Source organism: Janthinobacterium sp. GW823-FHT06H09 (genome assembly GCF_058794735.1).
This window is the reverse complement of the sequence record NZ_JBXAHC010000003.1, coordinates 225,066-240,201: the sequence shown is the minus strand read 5'-3', so window position 1 is coordinate 240,201 and position 15,136 is coordinate 225,066. Positions and strand designations below refer to the sequence as shown.

Here is a 15,136-nt window from a genome sequence, read left to right as displayed (position 1 = left end):
TTCTTTTAAATCAGCGCGTTACAGTGCTTTGTGCAAGCAATACATCAAGCAATTGCGCGAGCTGCACTTGAATATCGGCAATGCTTTGCGTGGAATCGATGATGCGGAAACGCTGCGGGAACTGGGCCGCGCGGCGCAAATACTCATTGCGCGTGGCGGCAAAGAAATCCGATCGCTCCTGCTCGAATTTATCCAGTGCGCGCGTGGCATCCAGGCGGGCTCTAGCCACGGCCAGCGGCACATCGAACAGGAATGTGATGTCCGGCTGCAAATGCGGGTGCACCCACGCTTCCAGCTGCTCCATCTTGCGCAAGTCCATGCCCCGGCCGCCGCCCTGGTAGGCGAAGCTGGCATCGGTAAAGCGGTCGGAAATGACCCACTCGCCCCGTTCCAGGGCGGGCGCGATGACTTGCGCGATGTGTTCGCGGCGGCTGGCGAACATCAGCAAGGCTTCCGTTTCCAGGTGCATCTTTTCATGCAGCAGCAGTTCGCGCAGCTTTTCGCCCAGGCTGGTGCCGCCCGGTTCGCGCGACGAGACGAGGCTCACGCCCCGCTGCCGCAGGTAATCGGCAACAAAGCCGATATGCGTCGACTTGCCCGCGCCGTCGATGCCTTCGAAGGTGATGAAGCGCGGTTGATAGTGTTGTGTCATGAAGCTCTTGATTTGATAAGGATATTAGCGCTGGTACTGGTTCACGGCGCGGTTATGGTCGGGCAAGTTGGCCGAGAACTGGCTGGTGCCGTCGCCGCGCGCGACGAAATACAGCGCCTGCGTGCGGGCCGGCGCCAGCGCCGCCGTCAGCGATTGCGCGCCAGCCAGGGCGATCGGCGTGGGCGGCAAGCCGCCGCGCGTGTAAGTATTGTACGGGGTGTCCGCTTCCAGGTCGCGTTTGCGGATCTTGCCCTGGTAGTTGTCGCCCATGCCATAGATCACGGTGGGGTCCGTCTGCAGCAGCATGCCCGTCTTCAGGCGGTTGACGAACACGCCGGCGATCATGGCGCGCTCGGACTTTTGTCCCGTTTCTTTTTCCACGATGGACGCCATGATCAGCGCCTCGTACGGGTTTTTATACGGCAAGGCCGGATCGCGCTTGAACCACGCTTCGGACAGGCGGCCTATCATGGCCGCGTGCGCCTGCTTGAAAATCTGCATTTCGCTGGCGCCCTTGGCGAACAGATACGTGTCCGGGAAGAACAAGCCTTCCGGCAGCACATATTCGGGGCTGATCTTCGCCATCAGTTCCTTGTCGGACAGGCCCACGGTATCGTGCTTGAGACCAGGATGGCTGGCCATGGCCATGCGCATCTGCCTGAAGGTCCAGCCTTCGATGATGGTCAAGGATTCCTGCGCGAACTCGCCGCGCGCCAGTTGCGTGATCAGACGCTGCGGCGTCGTGCCCGGCTTCAGCTCGTAGGAACCGGCCTTGATCTTCGAGGTCTTGCCTTCGATGCGCGCCAGCATGTTGAACAGGATGGGCACGATGGGCACGCCCGCGTCCGCGATCTGCTGGCCGGCCGCATGCGCGCCGCTGCCGGGCGCAATCGTAAACGGGATCGCTTCGCCGTCCGTGGTGATGGGCTGCTGCGCCCAGTACACAAAAGTACCGCCCACGCCGATGGCGGCGATGACTGAACTGACTACAAGTTTTTTAAAGAAAGCCATTGTTCCGATTCTTGTGATGCACTCGCTGGCGGGCAGCGCGCGCTTGTTATGATCGTTCATTTGTGAAGCAAGTACGCGCAAAGCGGCGCCAACACTGGCAATCTTGCCGCTGCCGACGCAATCTGCGCGACATCACTATAATGAACCCGTAATGATAATGCTTAATCGCTGATCTAATGGAAATTATGAATAACTGGAATCAATTTTTAACCGCCCAAGGCGCCCGCCCCGCTGCCATCGATGGCGCGCCTGACGGCACCGCCCCCATCGCCGCCGCCCCTATCGCCGATTTTGGCCAGTCCCTGACAGTGTCCCAGCTGCAAGAAGGTTTTGTCGCGGCCATCACGGACCAGGGCTTGATCGGCCTGACCGGCGACGAGGCAGCCAGTTTCCTGCACGGCCAGCTGACCAACGACGTGGAACACCTGAGCCAGGAGCAAGTGCGCCTGGCCGGCTACTGCACGCCGAAGGGCCGCCTGCTGGCCAGTTTTTTGATGTGGCGCAACGCCACCACCATTTATCTGCAATTGCCGCGCGCCATACAGCCCGCCATCCAGAAGCGCCTGCAGATGTTCGTGCTGCGCGCCAAGGCCAAGCTGCACGATGCGACCTTTGATGCAGCGAACCAGGTCATGCTGGGCCTCGGCGGCAAGCAAGCCGGCGCGGCCCTGTCCGCCTGGTTCCCCGCCCTGCCCGCCGCGCCGTTCAGCAAAGTCGAACATGCGCCGGGCACCCTGCTGCGCGTGGCCGATGCCTTCGGCAGCCCCCGCTATGAATGGCTGACGTCCGCCGCCACGGCGCGCGACGTGTGGCCGCAATTGGTGCAACAGCTGGCCAAGGGCGGCAATGACGCCTGGCACTTGTCGGACATCCATGCGGGCATCCCGCAGATCACTGCCGCCACGCAAGAGCAATTCGTGCCGCAGATGGTCAATTTCGAGCTGCTGGGCGGCGTCAATTTCAAGAAAGGCTGCTACCCGGGCCAGGAAATCGTCGCGCGCAGCCAGTACCTGGGCAAGCTCAAGCGCCGCACCACCCTCGTCAGCATCGCTAACGCAAGCGTCGTGGCCGGCGGCGAACTGTTTGCCGTCAGCGACCCCGAACAGCCTTGCGGCATGGTCGTCAACGCCGCGCCGAACGGCGTGGGCGGCTTTGACGCCCTCGTCGAAATGAAGCTGGGGGCGATCGAAGAAGGTTCAAGCGCCGCCGGCGCCGTGCGCTACGGCTCGGCCCAGGGTGCGGCCGTGCATTTCCTGCCCATGCCTTACGTGCTTGACGCACTCGACTTGTGAGAATGCCATGAAAGATTTGTACATTTATTATCAGGTCAAGGAAGAGCACGCCCAGGCGCTGGAAGCCAGGGTCCGCGCCTTGCAGGCCAAGCTGGCGGCCGCGTCCGGCGTAGCGCCGCAACTGAAGCGCCGCCCCGAAGCCAAGGATGGCTTGCAGACGTGGATGGAAATCTATCCCGTCGTCGGCGAAGGCTTTGCGGACTTGCTGGCCGCTGCCGCCGACGAGGCGGGCTTGCTGGCCCTGACGGCCGGCGCGCGCCATACGGAAGTGTTCATGGATTTGCCCCCATGTGCCTGATCGTTTTTGCCTGGAAAGTCAATCCGCATATTCCGCTGATTGCCGCCGCCAACCGCGACGAATTCTATGAACGCGCCAGCGCCCCCGCCGGGGCCTGGCCCGAGCACCCGCAAGTGTATGCGGGCCGCGACCTGCAGGCGGGCGGCAGCTGGATGGGCATCACCCAGGCCGGCAGCGGCAGCTCACGCTTTGCCGCCATCACGAATATCCGCAGTCCGCAAGACCGCAACCCGGACGCCCCCTCGCGCGGCGCCCTGGTGGCGGACTATTTGGCCGGCGACATGTCGCCGCAAGACTATATCGCGCAAATCCGCACCGGATGCAAAGCCTACAACGGTTTTAACCTGGTGCTGGGCGATGCGGATACGCTGATCTGGTTTTCCAACCGCGGCGATGGCGATGCGCGCAATGGCCAGCCATTGGAACCGGGCATCTACGGCCTGTCGAACGCCCTGCTCGACGCGCCGTGGCCGAAGGTCCTGAAGACCAAGGCCCAGTTCGCCAGCCTGCTGTGCCAGGGCGCCCCCGACGAGGCCTACTTCGACATGCTGGCCGACACCACGCGCGCCCCGGACTTCCGCTTGCCCGACACGGGCGTGCCGCTCGACCTCGAGCGCGTGCTGTCCGCCGTCTGCATCGAAACACCGGGCTACGGCACGCGCACGTCCACCGTCGTAAAACTGTTCCCGGACTCGCCCGGCGAATTGCATGAGCTGGTGATCCAGTAGGTCGGGTTAGCGCGCAAGCGCGTAACCCGACAACACCAGCGCCCTCAACCGGCATCACCACCGTCCCCGATGTCGGATTACGCGCGCCTCTGGCGCGCTAATCCGACCTACGCAAGCTTTCTCTATCCTCATCGAAAACCCACCATCCACCCATCCGCACAAAAAAGAAAGCGCTTGCGCAAGCGCTTTCTTTTGTTTACGATAGATTCCAACGCGGCGACACAGCCGCACACTATCGCAGCACACAATAAGAATAAAACCATCAGGAGACACCATGGCCACCATGGAAGATGTAGCGCGGGCGGCGGACGTATCGTTGTCGACCGTTTCGCACGTACTCAACGGCACCCGCAAGGTCAGCCCGAAAACCGTCGCCGCCGTCAACGCGGCCATGCAGCAGATCGGCTATGTGCCGAACATGCTGGCGCGCGCCCTGGCCGGCTCCTCGTCGGGCACCATCGGCGTGGCCATTTCCGCTTTCACCAATCATTACTTCAGTGAAACCGTGCGCGCCATCGAGGCGGCCTGCACGCGCCACGGTTTGATGATGCTGTTTTCCGATACGCATGACGATCCCGAACAGGAACTCAAGGTGGTGCAGAACTTGCACCAGCGCCGGGTCGACGGCATCGTGCTGGCGCCTTCGGGCGACTCGCACCATCGCACCCTCGACTACTTGACCAGCAACAAGATCGCTTCCGTGCTGGTCGACCGCATGTCGCCGCAACCATTCGACCAGGTGGGCGTGGAAAACATCGAGGCGACTGCCGAACTGGTCAGCCATCTGATCGCGGCCCACGGCCACCGCCGCATCGGCTTCATCAGCGGCGCACCGGGCCTGTCCACGACACACGAGCGTATCGAAGGCTACCGCCTGGCCTTGCAGCGTGCCAATATCGCCTTCGACCCGGACCTGCTGCGCTCGGGCGACTCCAACCTCGAGCGCAGCGGCGCGGCCACGCGCGAGTTGCTGGCCCTGCCCGTCGGACAGCGCCCGACAGCCATCGTGGCCGGCAATAACCTGATGACCATCGGCACCATGCACGCCTTGCGCGATGCTCACATTGCGGTACCACAAGACGTCGCGCTGGCCGGCTTCGATGATTTCGACTGGGCCGATTACTTCAGCCCCCGCCTGACCGTGATGGCGCAGCCGCTCGAGGAGCTGGGCGCCATGGCCGTCGACCTGTTGATCGACCGTATCGCCAACCCGGGCCGCGCCCAGCATGTGCAGCGCTTGTCGCCTACCTTGCGCGTACGCAACTCCTGCGGCTGCCCCTGACCTTTCACTGTAAATCAACATGCATCCAGCGATTTCCCTCGGTATCGACCTCGGTACCTCCGAACTGAAAACCGTGCTGATGGACGGCACTGGCAACGTGCGCGGCCAGGCCTCCGTGCGCATCGATACCAGCCGCCCGCATCCGGGCTGGTCCGAACAGTCGCCGCAAGACTGGTGGGCCGCCTGCGTCAACGCACTGGCCCAACTGCGCGCCGGCTGGCCGCAGGACTATGCGCAGATCGCCTGCATCGGCCTGTCGGGCCAGATGCATGGCGCCGTGCTGCTCGATAGTCACGACAAGGTGATCCGTCCCGCCATCCTGTGGAACGACGCGCGCGCCGAAGCCGAGGCGGCGAGCCTGGCGCGCGACTATCCCGCCTACGCGGACGTGACGGGCAGCTTGCCCATGGCGGGCCTGACGGCGCCAAAACTGCTGTGGCTGCAAAAGCATGAGCCGGCCGCGTTTGCCGCCATCGCCTGCCTGCTGTCGCCGAAAGACTATCTGCGCCTGCGCTTGACGGGAATCAAACTGACGGACATGTCCGACGCGGCCGGCACCCTGTGGCTGGACGAGGCCAACCGTGCCTGGTTCGCGCCCATGCTGGCCGCTTGCGGCCTGGTGCCCGAACAGATGCCGGCGCTGGCCGAAGGCGACGCTGCCACGGGTACCGTGCAGGCGGCCATCGCAGACCAGCTGGGCTTGCCGATGGACGTGGTGGTGGCCGGTGGCGGGGGCGACAACCCCGTCTCGGCCGTAGGCATCGGCGCCGTCAACGGCGGCGACAGTTTCATTTCGCTGGGTACCAGCGCCGCCATCGTGTCCGTCACCGAGCAGCCGCTGGGCAACCCGGCCGGCGGCGTGCACAGCTTTTGCCACGCCCTGCCCGGCCGCTGGTATGCGATGGGCGCGATCCTGTCGGGCGCCAGCTGTCTGCGCTGGGCCACCGGCGTGCTGGGCCAGCCCGACGAGGCCGCCCTGCTGGCCCTCGTGGAAGCGGGCTTGCCGCTCGACACTGTCATCGCACCGTCCGCACCGCTGTTCCTGCCGTATCTGTCGGGCGAGCGCACGCCGCATAACGACCCGCAAGTGCGCGGCGCCTTTTTGCAACTGGGCCACGACAGCACGCCGGCGCAGCTCGGCTACGCCGTGCTCGAAGGCGTGGCGTTCGCCTTGCGCGATGCCATGGCGGCCGTCACCTCGACGGGTGCCGTCGTTCCCCACTGCATGCTGGTGGGCGGCGGCGCGCGCAGCCAGTACTGGGCGCAGCTGCTGGCCAACGTGCTGGGACGCGAAATGCGCACCCTGCACAACAGCGAACTGTCGGCCAGCCTCGGTGCGGCCAAGCTGGGCTTTGCCGCCATCGGCGACGCCAGCCTGCTGACGCAGGGATTGCCCGTCAAAAACACTTTCCTGCCCGATGCCGCGCACAGCGCAGCCTTGAGCATCCGCTACGACCGCTACCGTAGCCTTTTTCCAGCCGTGCAAGCTCTGCACCAACTCAGTGATAAGGAATAGCAATGAATCAGCTGCAACAATTGAAGCAACACAGCACCGTCGTCGCCGACACGGGCGACTTTTTGCAACTGGCCCGCTTCGCGCCGCAAGACGCCACCACCAATCCGTCGCTGATTTTAAAAGCCGTGCTGCAGCCCGATTACGCGCCCTTGCTGGAGAGCACGGTCGCAGCCCACAAGCATGCCTCGCTCGACGATATCGTCGACCAGGTGCTGGTGCGCTTCGGCCTGGAAATCTTGAAAGTGGTGCCTGGCCGCGTGTCGACGGAAGTCGATGCCCGTTTGAGCTTTGACCGCGACGCTACCGTGGCCCGCGGACGCCGCCTGATCGCCCTGTACGAGCAAGCCGGCATTGGCCGCGAGCGCGTGCTGATCAAGGTCGCCGCCACCTGGGAAGGCATCCAGGCCGCGCGCGAACTGGAAAAAGACGGCATCTTTTGCAACCTGACCCTGCTGTTCGCCTTTTGCCAGGCCGTCGCCTGCGCCGACGCGAAGGTGCGGCTGATTTCGCCGTTCGTGGGCCGCATCTACGACTGGCATAAAAAATCGTTGGGCGCGGCTTGGGACGAAGCGGCGCGCAGCCTGTCCAACGATCCAGGCGTGCAGTCGGTCACGCGCATCTTTAATTACTACAAGCAACATGGCATCGCCACGCAAGTGATGGGCGCCAGCTTCCGCAACGTGGGACAGATCACGGCCCTGTCCGGCTGCGACTTGCTGACCATCAGCCCCGACTTGCTGGCCAAGCTCGAAGCGTCGAGCGAACCGTTCGAGCGCGCGCTGGGCGGCGACCTGGGCGCGGCGCAGCCGGCCGTCACGTATGACGAGGCGGCCTTCCGCTACGCCTTGAACGACGATGCGATGGCCACCGAAAAGCTGGCCGAAGGTATCCGCGGCTTTGCCGTCGATGCGGGCAAGCTCGATGCCATGATCGAGAAATTACGCAGCCAATAAGTTTGCACCCAGTTTTTTACCCGTAGCACCGTTTGTTTTTACAATAAAAACCCTTGGAGATCCTCATGAAAAAAGTCATTACCGCCACCCTGCTGCTGTCCGCCGCCTGCGGCGCCTTCGCTGCCGACAAACCGCTGAAATCGATCGGCGTGAGCGTGGGCGACCTGGCCAACCCGTTCTTCGTGGCGATTGGCCGCGGCGCGGAAGAAAGCGCGAAAAAGCTGGGCGGCCCCGGCGTGAAAGTCACCACGGTGTCCAGCAAGTATGACCTGAACACCCAGGTGGACCAGATCGAAAACTTCATCGCCAACAAGACCGACATCATCATCCTGAACGCCGTCGATTCCAAAGGCATCGCCCCGGCCATCAAGAAAGCGCGCAATGCGGGCGTGGTCGTGATCGCCGTCGACGTGGGCGCCGTGGGCGCTTCGGCCACCGTGATGTCCGACAACACCATGGCCGGCGACGTCTCGTGCGCCTACCTGGCCAAGCAGATCGGCGGCAAGGGCAATGTGGTGATTCTCAACGGCCCGCCCGTCACGTCCGTGATTGACCGCGTCAATGGCTGCAAGAAAACCCTGGCCGCGTTCAAGGATATCAAGATCCTGTCCGACAACCAGAACGCGGGCGGCAGCCGCGACGGCGGCATGACCGTGATGTCGAATCTGCTGACGGCCCATCCGAAGATCGACGGCGTGTTCGCCATCAACGATCCGACGGGCATCGGCGCCGAACTGGCGATCAAGCAATCGAAGCGTACGGACGTGAAACTGATCACGGCCGTCGATGGCGCGCCCGATGGCCAGAACGCCCTGAAAAACAAGGCCGGCCTGTTTGCCGCCACCTCGGCGCAAAACCCGTACCGCATGGCGACCGATGCCGTGCAGATGGGCTACGACATCATGAACGGCCGTACGCCGAAGCAGACCATGGTGCTGTTGCCGACCCCGGCCATCACCAAGGAAAACGTCGCCACCTACACGGGCTGGGTAAAGAACTGATCTGCCTGACCTGAACCACGTGGCGCCGCCGGCCAGTTCGCGGGCGGCGCCAGTTTCACCAGCAAGGAAGGACAGTCATGAGCGACAATATTATTTTTGAAATGCGCGGCATCGAGAAGCGCTTCGGCGCCACGCGCGCGCTGCGCGGCGTGCACCTGACGGTGCGCAGCGGCGAAATCCATGCCGTGATGGGAGAGAATGGCGCCGGCAAGAGCACCCTGATGAAGATCCTCTCGGGCGTGTACACCCCCGATGCGGGCGAAATCCTTCTCGACGGCAAGCCGATCCGTATCCGCAACCCGGGCGAGGCCCGCGCCCTGGGCATCAACCTGATTTACCAGGAACTGAGCGTGGCCAAGAACATGACGGTGGCGCAGAACGTCTTCATGGGCAGCGAGCCGCAAGGACCGTTCTGGACCGTCAAGGGCGGCGAGATGCGCGCGCGCACGAACGCCATCCTGGCCGACCTCGGTTCCCGCTTCGACGCGGACACCATGGTATCGACTCTGTCGATCGCCGAGCAGCAGCAGGTGGAAATCGCCCGCGCCCTCGTGCACGAAAGCCGCATCCTGATCATGGACGAGCCCACTGCCGCCCTGTCCGACCGGGAAACAGAACAATTGTTCCGCATCATCGAAGAGCAGCGCGACAAGGGTCTCGCCGTGCTCTACATCAGCCACCGCATGGCCGAGGTGGAACGCCTGGCGCGCCGCATCACGGTGCTGCGCGACGGCGCCTATGTGGGCGAGCTGGGCAAGGATGAGCTGGATCAAAAGAAAGTCGTGCAAATGATGGTGGGCCGCCCCGCCGACGACTTTTATGCGCACCAGCGGCGCACCACGCGCGGCGCCGAGCGCTTGCGCGTGGACAAGGTAGGCGGCGGCAAGGTCAAGCCCGCCTCGTTCGCCCTGCATGCGGGCGAAGTGACGGGACTTGCCGGCCTGGTCGGCGCGGGCCGCACGGAACTGGCGCGGCTGATCTTTGGCGCGGACAAGAAACAATCGGGGCAAGTGTGGCTGGACGGCCAGGAAGTGCACATCCAGCGGCCGCTGGCGGCGATACGCCACGGCATCGGCTATCTGCCGGAAGACCGCAAGAGCCTGGGCCTGTTCATGCAGTTGTCGGCCATGGAAAACATGTCGATGAATATCCTGTCCAGGCATGCGACGGCGGGCGTGGTCAACCGTGGCGCCCTGACCCAGCTGACGCGCGAGGCGATTGCCAACCTGAACGTCAAGGTCTCCGGCCCGGACGGCATCGTCGGGGGCTTGTCTGGCGGCAACCAGCAGAAAGTCTTGCTGGCACGCTGGCTGGCCATCGCGCCCAAGGTCCTCATCCTCGACGAACCGACGCGGGGCGTGGACGTGGGCGCGAAGAGCGAAATCTACAAGATCATCCACCAGCTGGCGGACGCGGGCACGGCCGTCCTGTGCATTTCCAGCGAACTGGCCGAGCTGGTCGGCATCTGCGACCGCGTGATGGTGATGTGCGAAGGACGCCTGACGGGCGAAGTGACGGGCGACGATATCACGCAGGAAAACATCCTCGCTTACGCCACCCAGCTGGAAGCGGCATAAGAATAATCATTCAGGAGATAGACCATGACAACGAGTACCACCCGCGGCGCCCCGCGCGCCGGCGAACCCTTCAATGCCTCGAACCTGATGCGCCGCCTGGGCATGCTGCCCGTGCTGGTCGTGCTGTATCTGGCCATGTATGGCCTGACCGTGTATTTCTCGGCAGACGGCACGTCCACGTTCATGACCAGCAACAACACCATGAATATCTTCCGCCAGGTATCGATCAACATCGTGCTGGCCTCGGGCATGACTTTCGTCATCCTGACCAGCGGCATCGATTTATCGGTCGGCTCCGTGCTGGCCGTCTCGGCCGTGGCAGGCATGCTGATGTCCTTGTCTGCCCAGTTCGCCGGCTTTTCGATTCCCACCTTCCTCATCGTCGGCTTGCTGCTGGGCGCGCTGAACGGCGTGCTGGTCGCCCTCGTCGGCCTGAACCCCTTCGTCGTGACGCTGGGCACCATGACGGCCCTGCGCGGCGCGGCCTATCTGCTGGCCGACGGCACCAGCGTGCTGAACACGGAAATTCCCAGCTTTGAATGGATGGGCAACGGCAGCTTCCTGGCCGTGCCCTGGCTGATCTGGCTGGCCGCCGCCGTCGTCCTGCTGACCTGGTTTATTTTGCGCAAGACCACCCTGGGCCTGCATATCTACGCCGTGGGTGGCAATATCCAGGCGGCCCGTTTGACGGGCATCAAGGTCGGTCTCGTGCTGATGTTTGTCTACACCATCAGCGGCCTGTTCGCGGGCCTGGGCGGCGCCATGTCGGCCAGCCGTCTGTATGCGGCCAACGGCAACTGGGGCACGGGCTATGAGCTGGACGCCATCGCGGCCGTCGTGCTCGGCGGCACGAGCCTGATGGGCGGCGTCGGTTCCGTCTGGGGCACCGTCATCGGCGCCCTGATCATCGGCGTGATGAACAATGGCTTGACGATCCTGGGGCTGTCGTCGTTCTGGCAGTATGTGGCGAAAGGTGTCGTGATCGTGCTGGCCGTGATCCTGGACAAATGGCGCCAGAGCCACGCGCAGAACTGATGGTGCTGGTGGTGTCGGGTTACGCGCTTTGCGCTAACCCGACCTACCATAGCCGCCACAGGCCGGCGTAGGTCGGATTAGGCCGCAGGCCGTAATCCGACAACACCTGATGGTGCTGGTGGTGTCGCGTTACGCGCTTCGCGCTAACCCGACCTGCCATAGCCGCCACAAGCCGGCGTAGGTCGGATTAGGACCGAAGGGCCGTAATCAGACAACACCTGATGGTGCTGGTGGTGTCGGGTTACGCGCTTCGCACTAACCCGACCTGCCATAGCCGCCACAAGCCGGCGTAGGTCGGATTAGGCCGCAGGCCGTAATCCGACAACACCTGATGGTGCTGGTGGTGTCGGGTTACGCGCTTCGCGCTAACCCGACCTGCCATGGCCGCCACAAGCCGGCGTAGGTCGGCGTAGGTCGGATTAGGGCCGCAGGCCGTAATCCGACAACACCGGAAGCACCGTTTAAAACTGCAGCCGCATCTCCACATGCGCAATCCCGGCCTCTTCAAACACGTCCCCCTGCTGCACGAAACCGTGGCGCGCATAGAATGGCGCGGCCACGGTTTGCGCGTTCAGCACCACCGCCGCATCACCGCGTTCGCGCGCCTTGTCCATCAGCAAGGTCAAAATGGCGCCGCCCACGCCCGTGCCCCGGCCAGACTGGCGCACGGCCATGCGGCCGATGTGGCCATCGGGCAATAGCCGGCCCGTGCCGACGGCATTGCCCGCGTCGTCATAGGCCACGGCATGCAGGCAGACGGCGTCCATGTCGTCGAGTTCGATCTCGGCCGGCACTTTCTGTTCATCGACGAAGACTTCAAAACGGATGGCGGTGGCATCAAGGCCCAGGGTGGCCCAGTCGCCGAGGCGGATGGTGTGCTTGGTCATGGTGTAAGGTAGAAAGAGACAGGCCGTTATTGTCGCACGGCCTGCCTTTCGAGAGGGAGATCAGCTGAGCTTGACCAGCTGCTTGCCGAAGTTACGGCCTTTCAACAGGCCGATGAAGGCTTCCGGCGCGCTGGCCAGGCCCTCGGCCACGGATTCGCGGAATTTCAGCTTGCCCGTCGCCACCAGGGTACCCAGTTCCGCCAGGCCTTGCGGCCAGAATTCCGGCTGCTCGGAAACGATGAAACCGCGCATGGTGAGGCGGTTGGTGAGGATGAAGCGCGCATTGTTGAGCGGCGTCGGTTCGCCGTTGTAGCCGGCTATCCAGCCGCACAGGGCCACGCGGCCAAACGCGTTGGTGCGCGCCAGGGCCGCGTCGAATACGGCGCCGCCCACGTTTTCAAAGATGGCGTCGATGCCGTCCGGCGTGGCAGCCGCCAGGTCGGCTTCCAAGTTGCCCGCCTTGTAGTCGACGCAGGCATCAAAACCCAGCTCGTCGACGACATATGCGCACTTCTCCGCCCCGCCCGCGATGCCGACGACCCTGCAACCTTTCAGTTTCGCCAGCTGGCCCACGACGCTACCCACGGCGCCGCTGGCGGCCGACACGACCACCGTTTCGCCCGCTTTCGGCGCCATGATCTGGTTCAAGCCATACCATGCCGTCATGCCCGGCATGCCGACGGCGCCCAGGTAGGCCGACGCGGGGATGTGCGTCGTATCGACCTTGCGCAGCATCGTGCCGTCCGACACGGCCACTTCCGTCCAGCCCAGGGTCCCCACCACCGTGTCGCCGACGGCGAACTTTGGATGCTTAGACTCGAGCACCACGCCCACCGTGCCGCCGATCATGGTTTCATCGAGCGCTTGCGGCGCCGCATAGCTTTTATTCGTGCTCATGCGCCCGCGCATATAGGGATCGAGCGACAGGAACTGGTTGCGCACCAGCAGTTGCCCATCCGTGATGGCGGGAATGTCTTTGGTTTCCAGACGGAAGTTATCCGGCTGCACTTCTCCCGTGGGGCGCGAGGCGAGGACGATGCGTTGGTAGGTGGTCATAAGGGTTCCTGTTTGTGGGGTGAATTCAGAATTTAGCCCGTAACGCAAGAGCTGGGGTCAGACCCGGCGGGTCTGACCCCGGATTTACACTTCGTAGTCCATGCACTGTCGCGCTTCCCGCACGGCGCCAAAAAACGGCTTGATTTTCACGTGCTCGGGATGGTTCTGGTAGGCATCGAGCGCTTCGCGGCTGGCGAACTCGCTGTACAGGACGATGTCGTAGGTCGCTTCCAGGCCCGGCTGGGCCACGGCTGCCTCGAATTTCAGGATGCCGGGGACCAGATCCGAACAGGAATCGAGCAGGGCTTTCAGTTTCAGGGCATTCGTGGCGCGGTCGGCGCCTTCGGCGTGGTCTTTGAGTTTCCAGAAAACGATGTGCTTGATCATGGTGGCAGGCTGCTTGTTTATTAATGAAGCATTACTGTACCCGCTATCGGCGTGCCTTGCAGAAAGTGAGCGGCAAAAGAAAACGGGCGGCACTCAGGCCGCCCGCAGACTGGCTGCCAAGCAAGCATCACAGCACTTCGAACAGCCCCGCCGCGCCCTGCCCGCCGCCGATGCACATGGTCACCACCACGTATTTGACGCCGCGGCGCTTGCCTTCGATCAAAGCGTGGCCCGTCAGGCGCGCGCCCGACACGCCGTATGGGTGGCCGACGGCAATCGCGCCGCCATTGACGTTCAGGCGGTCCATGGGGATGCCCAGGGTGTCGGCGCAATACAGCACTTGCACGGCGAACGCTTCGTTGAGTTCCCACAGACCGATGTCGGCCACCGTCAAGCCCGCCTTTTTCAGCAGTTTCGGAATCGCGTAGACGGGGCCAATACCCATTTCATCGGGTTCGCAGCCGGCCACGGCAAGGCCGCGGAAGATGCCCAGCGGCTGCAGGCCTTTCGCTTCGGCCACTTTCGAGTTCATCACGATGGCCATGGACGCGCCGTCGGAAAACTGGCTGGCATTGCCGGCGCTGATGACGCCGCCGGGCATGGCGGGGCGGATCTTCGCCACGCCGTCATACGTCGTGTCGGCACGGATGCCTTCGTCGGCGGCAATCGTCACTTCGCGCGACACCAGCATGCCGCTGGCCTTGTCGGCCACGCCCATGATGGTGGTCATCGGCACGATTTCCGCGTCGAACAGGCCGGCCGCCTGGGCCGCGGCGGCGCGCTGCTGGCTTTGCGCACCGTAGGCATCCTGGCGCTCGCGCGAAATCTGGTAGCGCTTGGCCACGGTTTCGGCCGTCTGCAGCATGGGCCAGTAGACTTCCGGCTTGTGCTGCTGCAGCCAGACTTCCCTGTACATATGCGTGTTCATTTCATTTTGCACGCAGGAAATCGACTCCACGCCGCCGGCCGCATAGATATCGCCTTCGCCCGCGATGATGCGTTGCGCCGCCAGGGCGATGGCCTGCAAGCCCGAGGAACAGAAGCGGTTGACGGTCATGCCGGCCGTGGTGACGGGGCAGCCGCCGCGCAAGGCCACCTGGCGCGCGATATTGCCGCCCGTGGCGCCTTCGGGGAAGGCGCAGCCGACCAGCACGTCTTCCACTTCTTCCGCCTCGATGCGCGCGCGCTCGACGGCGGCCGCCAGCACATGGCCGCCCAGGGTGGCGCCATGCGTCATGTTGAACGCGCCCTTCCAGGACTTGGCCAGGCCCGTGCGGGCGGTCGATACGATGACGGCTTCATTCATGCTGTGTCTCCTTGTGGGGATATTATTGGGTGGGGTGTCTGCGGAATGAGAATAGCACATTTAAGTACGGTCGTTCGCAAAGTTGGAATGATCGGCAATTTGTAAGCTTGGTGTAAGTTTCAAGCAAGCATGACGTAAGGTTCGGAGAACACACT

General features: G+C 63.6%; 15 protein-coding genes. 9 read left to right on the top strand and 6 right to left on the bottom strand.

Going from position 1 to position 15,136, the window contains the following annotated elements; genetic code table 11:
- Positions 1–10: 10 nt before the first annotated feature.
- Complete coding sequence (gene tmk, locus AC1Q6X_RS05910; RefSeq protein WP_492495713.1) at positions 11–652, bottom strand: dTMP kinase; 642 nt, start codon at positions 650–652, stop codon at positions 11–13.
- 24 nt (positions 653–676) lie between these two features.
- Positions 677–1,663 (bottom strand): endolytic transglycosylase MltG, encoded by a 987-nt coding sequence (gene mltG, locus AC1Q6X_RS05905; protein ID WP_099408553.1) that lies wholly within the window; start codon positions 1,661–1,663, stop codon positions 677–679.
- A 176-nt stretch (positions 1,664–1,839) separates the two neighbouring features.
- Between mltG and ygfZ the strand changes: the two genes are divergently transcribed.
- The 9 genes from ygfZ to AC1Q6X_RS05860 all read left to right on the top strand — a co-directional run bounded on the left by ygfZ (position 1,840) and on the right by AC1Q6X_RS05860 (position 11,345).
- Positions 1,840–2,955, top strand: a complete 1,116-nt coding sequence (ygfZ, locus tag AC1Q6X_RS05900) for a CAF17-like 4Fe-4S cluster assembly/insertion protein YgfZ (RefSeq protein ID WP_492495711.1) — start codon at positions 1,840–1,842, stop codon at positions 2,953–2,955.
- Between the two features lie 7 nt (positions 2,956–2,962).
- The gene (locus tag AC1Q6X_RS05895; RefSeq protein WP_492495709.1) at positions 2,963–3,253 is read left to right on the top strand and encodes a DUF4936 family protein; all 291 of its coding nucleotides are present in this window, start codon (positions 2,963–2,965) and stop codon (positions 3,251–3,253) included.
- Positions 3,244–3,981: an NRDE family protein gene (locus tag AC1Q6X_RS05890; RefSeq protein WP_492495707.1), complete on the top strand. Its 738-nt coding sequence runs from the start codon at positions 3,244–3,246 to the stop codon at positions 3,979–3,981. The genes AC1Q6X_RS05895 and AC1Q6X_RS05890 overlap by 10 nt, the downstream gene beginning before the upstream one ends.
- Before the next feature lie 274 nt (positions 3,982–4,255).
- Positions 4,256–5,263, top strand: coding sequence for a LacI family DNA-binding transcriptional regulator (locus AC1Q6X_RS05885; RefSeq protein ID WP_492495705.1), 1,008 nt, complete (start codon positions 4,256–4,258; stop codon positions 5,261–5,263).
- A 31-nt stretch (positions 5,264–5,294) separates the two neighbouring features.
- Complete coding sequence (gene xylB, locus AC1Q6X_RS05880) at positions 5,295–6,779, top strand: xylulokinase (protein WP_492496058.1); 1,485 nt, start codon at positions 5,295–5,297, stop codon at positions 6,777–6,779.
- A 2-nt stretch (positions 6,780–6,781) separates the two neighbouring features.
- Positions 6,782–7,732 (top strand): transaldolase, encoded by a 951-nt coding sequence (tal, locus tag AC1Q6X_RS05875; protein WP_492495703.1) that lies wholly within the window; start codon positions 6,782–6,784, stop codon positions 7,730–7,732.
- A 65-nt stretch (positions 7,733–7,797) separates the two neighbouring features.
- Positions 7,798–8,733 carry an ABC transporter substrate-binding protein gene (locus AC1Q6X_RS05870; RefSeq protein WP_121669532.1) on the top strand — a complete coding sequence of 312 codons (936 nt, stop codon included), beginning with the start codon at positions 7,798–7,800 and terminating at the stop codon, positions 8,731–8,733.
- A 77-nt stretch (positions 8,734–8,810) separates the two neighbouring features.
- A complete protein-coding gene (locus AC1Q6X_RS05865; protein WP_070311867.1) occupies positions 8,811–10,310 on the top strand; it encodes a sugar ABC transporter ATP-binding protein in 1,500 nt (499 codons plus the stop codon).
- A gap of 24 nt (positions 10,311–10,334) precedes the next feature.
- Positions 10,335–11,345: an ABC transporter permease subunit gene (locus AC1Q6X_RS05860; RefSeq protein WP_121669534.1), complete on the top strand. Its 1,011-nt coding sequence runs from the start codon at positions 10,335–10,337 to the stop codon at positions 11,343–11,345.
- Between the two features lie 461 nt (positions 11,346–11,806).
- Here AC1Q6X_RS05860 and AC1Q6X_RS05855 read toward each other — a convergent pair whose 3' ends face one another.
- From AC1Q6X_RS05855 to AC1Q6X_RS05840, 4 genes are all read right to left on the bottom strand, one after another.
- Positions 11,807–12,232: a GNAT family N-acetyltransferase gene (locus AC1Q6X_RS05855; protein WP_492495699.1), complete on the bottom strand. Its 426-nt coding sequence runs from the start codon at positions 12,230–12,232 to the stop codon at positions 11,807–11,809.
- 60 nt (positions 12,233–12,292) lie between these two features.
- A complete protein-coding gene (locus tag AC1Q6X_RS05850; RefSeq protein ID WP_492495697.1) occupies positions 12,293–13,288 on the bottom strand; it encodes an NADP-dependent oxidoreductase in 996 nt (331 codons plus the stop codon).
- 84 nt (positions 13,289–13,372) lie between these two features.
- The gene (locus AC1Q6X_RS05845) at positions 13,373–13,675 is read right to left on the bottom strand and encodes a Dabb family protein (RefSeq protein ID WP_070288489.1); all 303 of its coding nucleotides are present in this window, start codon (positions 13,673–13,675) and stop codon (positions 13,373–13,375) included.
- A gap of 127 nt (positions 13,676–13,802) precedes the next feature.
- Positions 13,803–14,981, bottom strand: a complete 1,179-nt coding sequence (locus AC1Q6X_RS05840; RefSeq protein WP_492495695.1) for an acetyl-CoA C-acyltransferase — start codon at positions 14,979–14,981, stop codon at positions 13,803–13,805.
- Between the last annotated feature and the right edge of the window lie 155 nt (positions 14,982–15,136).

Coding starts and splice junctions, on each gene's coding strand:
- AC1Q6X_RS05840 (WP_492495695.1), bottom strand. CDS start 14,981: ATGAATGAAGCCGTCATCGTATCGACCGCCCGCACGGGCCTGGCCAAG.
- AC1Q6X_RS05885 (WP_492495705.1), top strand. CDS start 4,256: ATGGCCACCATGGAAGATGTAGCGCGGGCGGCGGACGTATCGTTGTCG.
- AC1Q6X_RS05860 (WP_121669534.1), top strand. CDS start 10,335: ATGACAACGAGTACCACCCGCGGCGCCCCGCGCGCCGGCGAACCCTTC.
- AC1Q6X_RS05850 (WP_492495697.1), bottom strand. CDS start 13,288: ATGACCACCTACCAACGCATCGTCCTCGCCTCGCGCCCCACGGGAGAA.
- mltG (WP_099408553.1), bottom strand. CDS start 1,663: ATGGCTTTCTTTAAAAAACTTGTAGTCAGTTCAGTCATCGCCGCCATC.
- AC1Q6X_RS05855 (WP_492495699.1), bottom strand. CDS start 12,232: ATGACCAAGCACACCATCCGCCTCGGCGACTGGGCCACCCTGGGCCTT.
- AC1Q6X_RS05845 (WP_070288489.1), bottom strand. CDS start 13,675: ATGATCAAGCACATCGTTTTCTGGAAACTCAAAGACCACGCCGAAGGC.
- AC1Q6X_RS05895 (WP_492495709.1), top strand. CDS start 2,963: ATGAAAGATTTGTACATTTATTATCAGGTCAAGGAAGAGCACGCCCAG.
- AC1Q6X_RS05865 (WP_070311867.1), top strand. CDS start 8,811: ATGAGCGACAATATTATTTTTGAAATGCGCGGCATCGAGAAGCGCTTC.
- AC1Q6X_RS05890 (WP_492495707.1), top strand. CDS start 3,244: ATGTGCCTGATCGTTTTTGCCTGGAAAGTCAATCCGCATATTCCGCTG.
- tmk (WP_492495713.1), bottom strand. CDS start 652: ATGACACAACACTATCAACCGCGCTTCATCACCTTCGAAGGCATCGAC.
- tal (WP_492495703.1), top strand. CDS start 6,782: ATGAATCAGCTGCAACAATTGAAGCAACACAGCACCGTCGTCGCCGAC.
- ygfZ (WP_492495711.1), top strand. CDS start 1,840: ATGGAAATTATGAATAACTGGAATCAATTTTTAACCGCCCAAGGCGCC.
- AC1Q6X_RS05870 (WP_121669532.1), top strand. CDS start 7,798: ATGAAAAAAGTCATTACCGCCACCCTGCTGCTGTCCGCCGCCTGCGGC.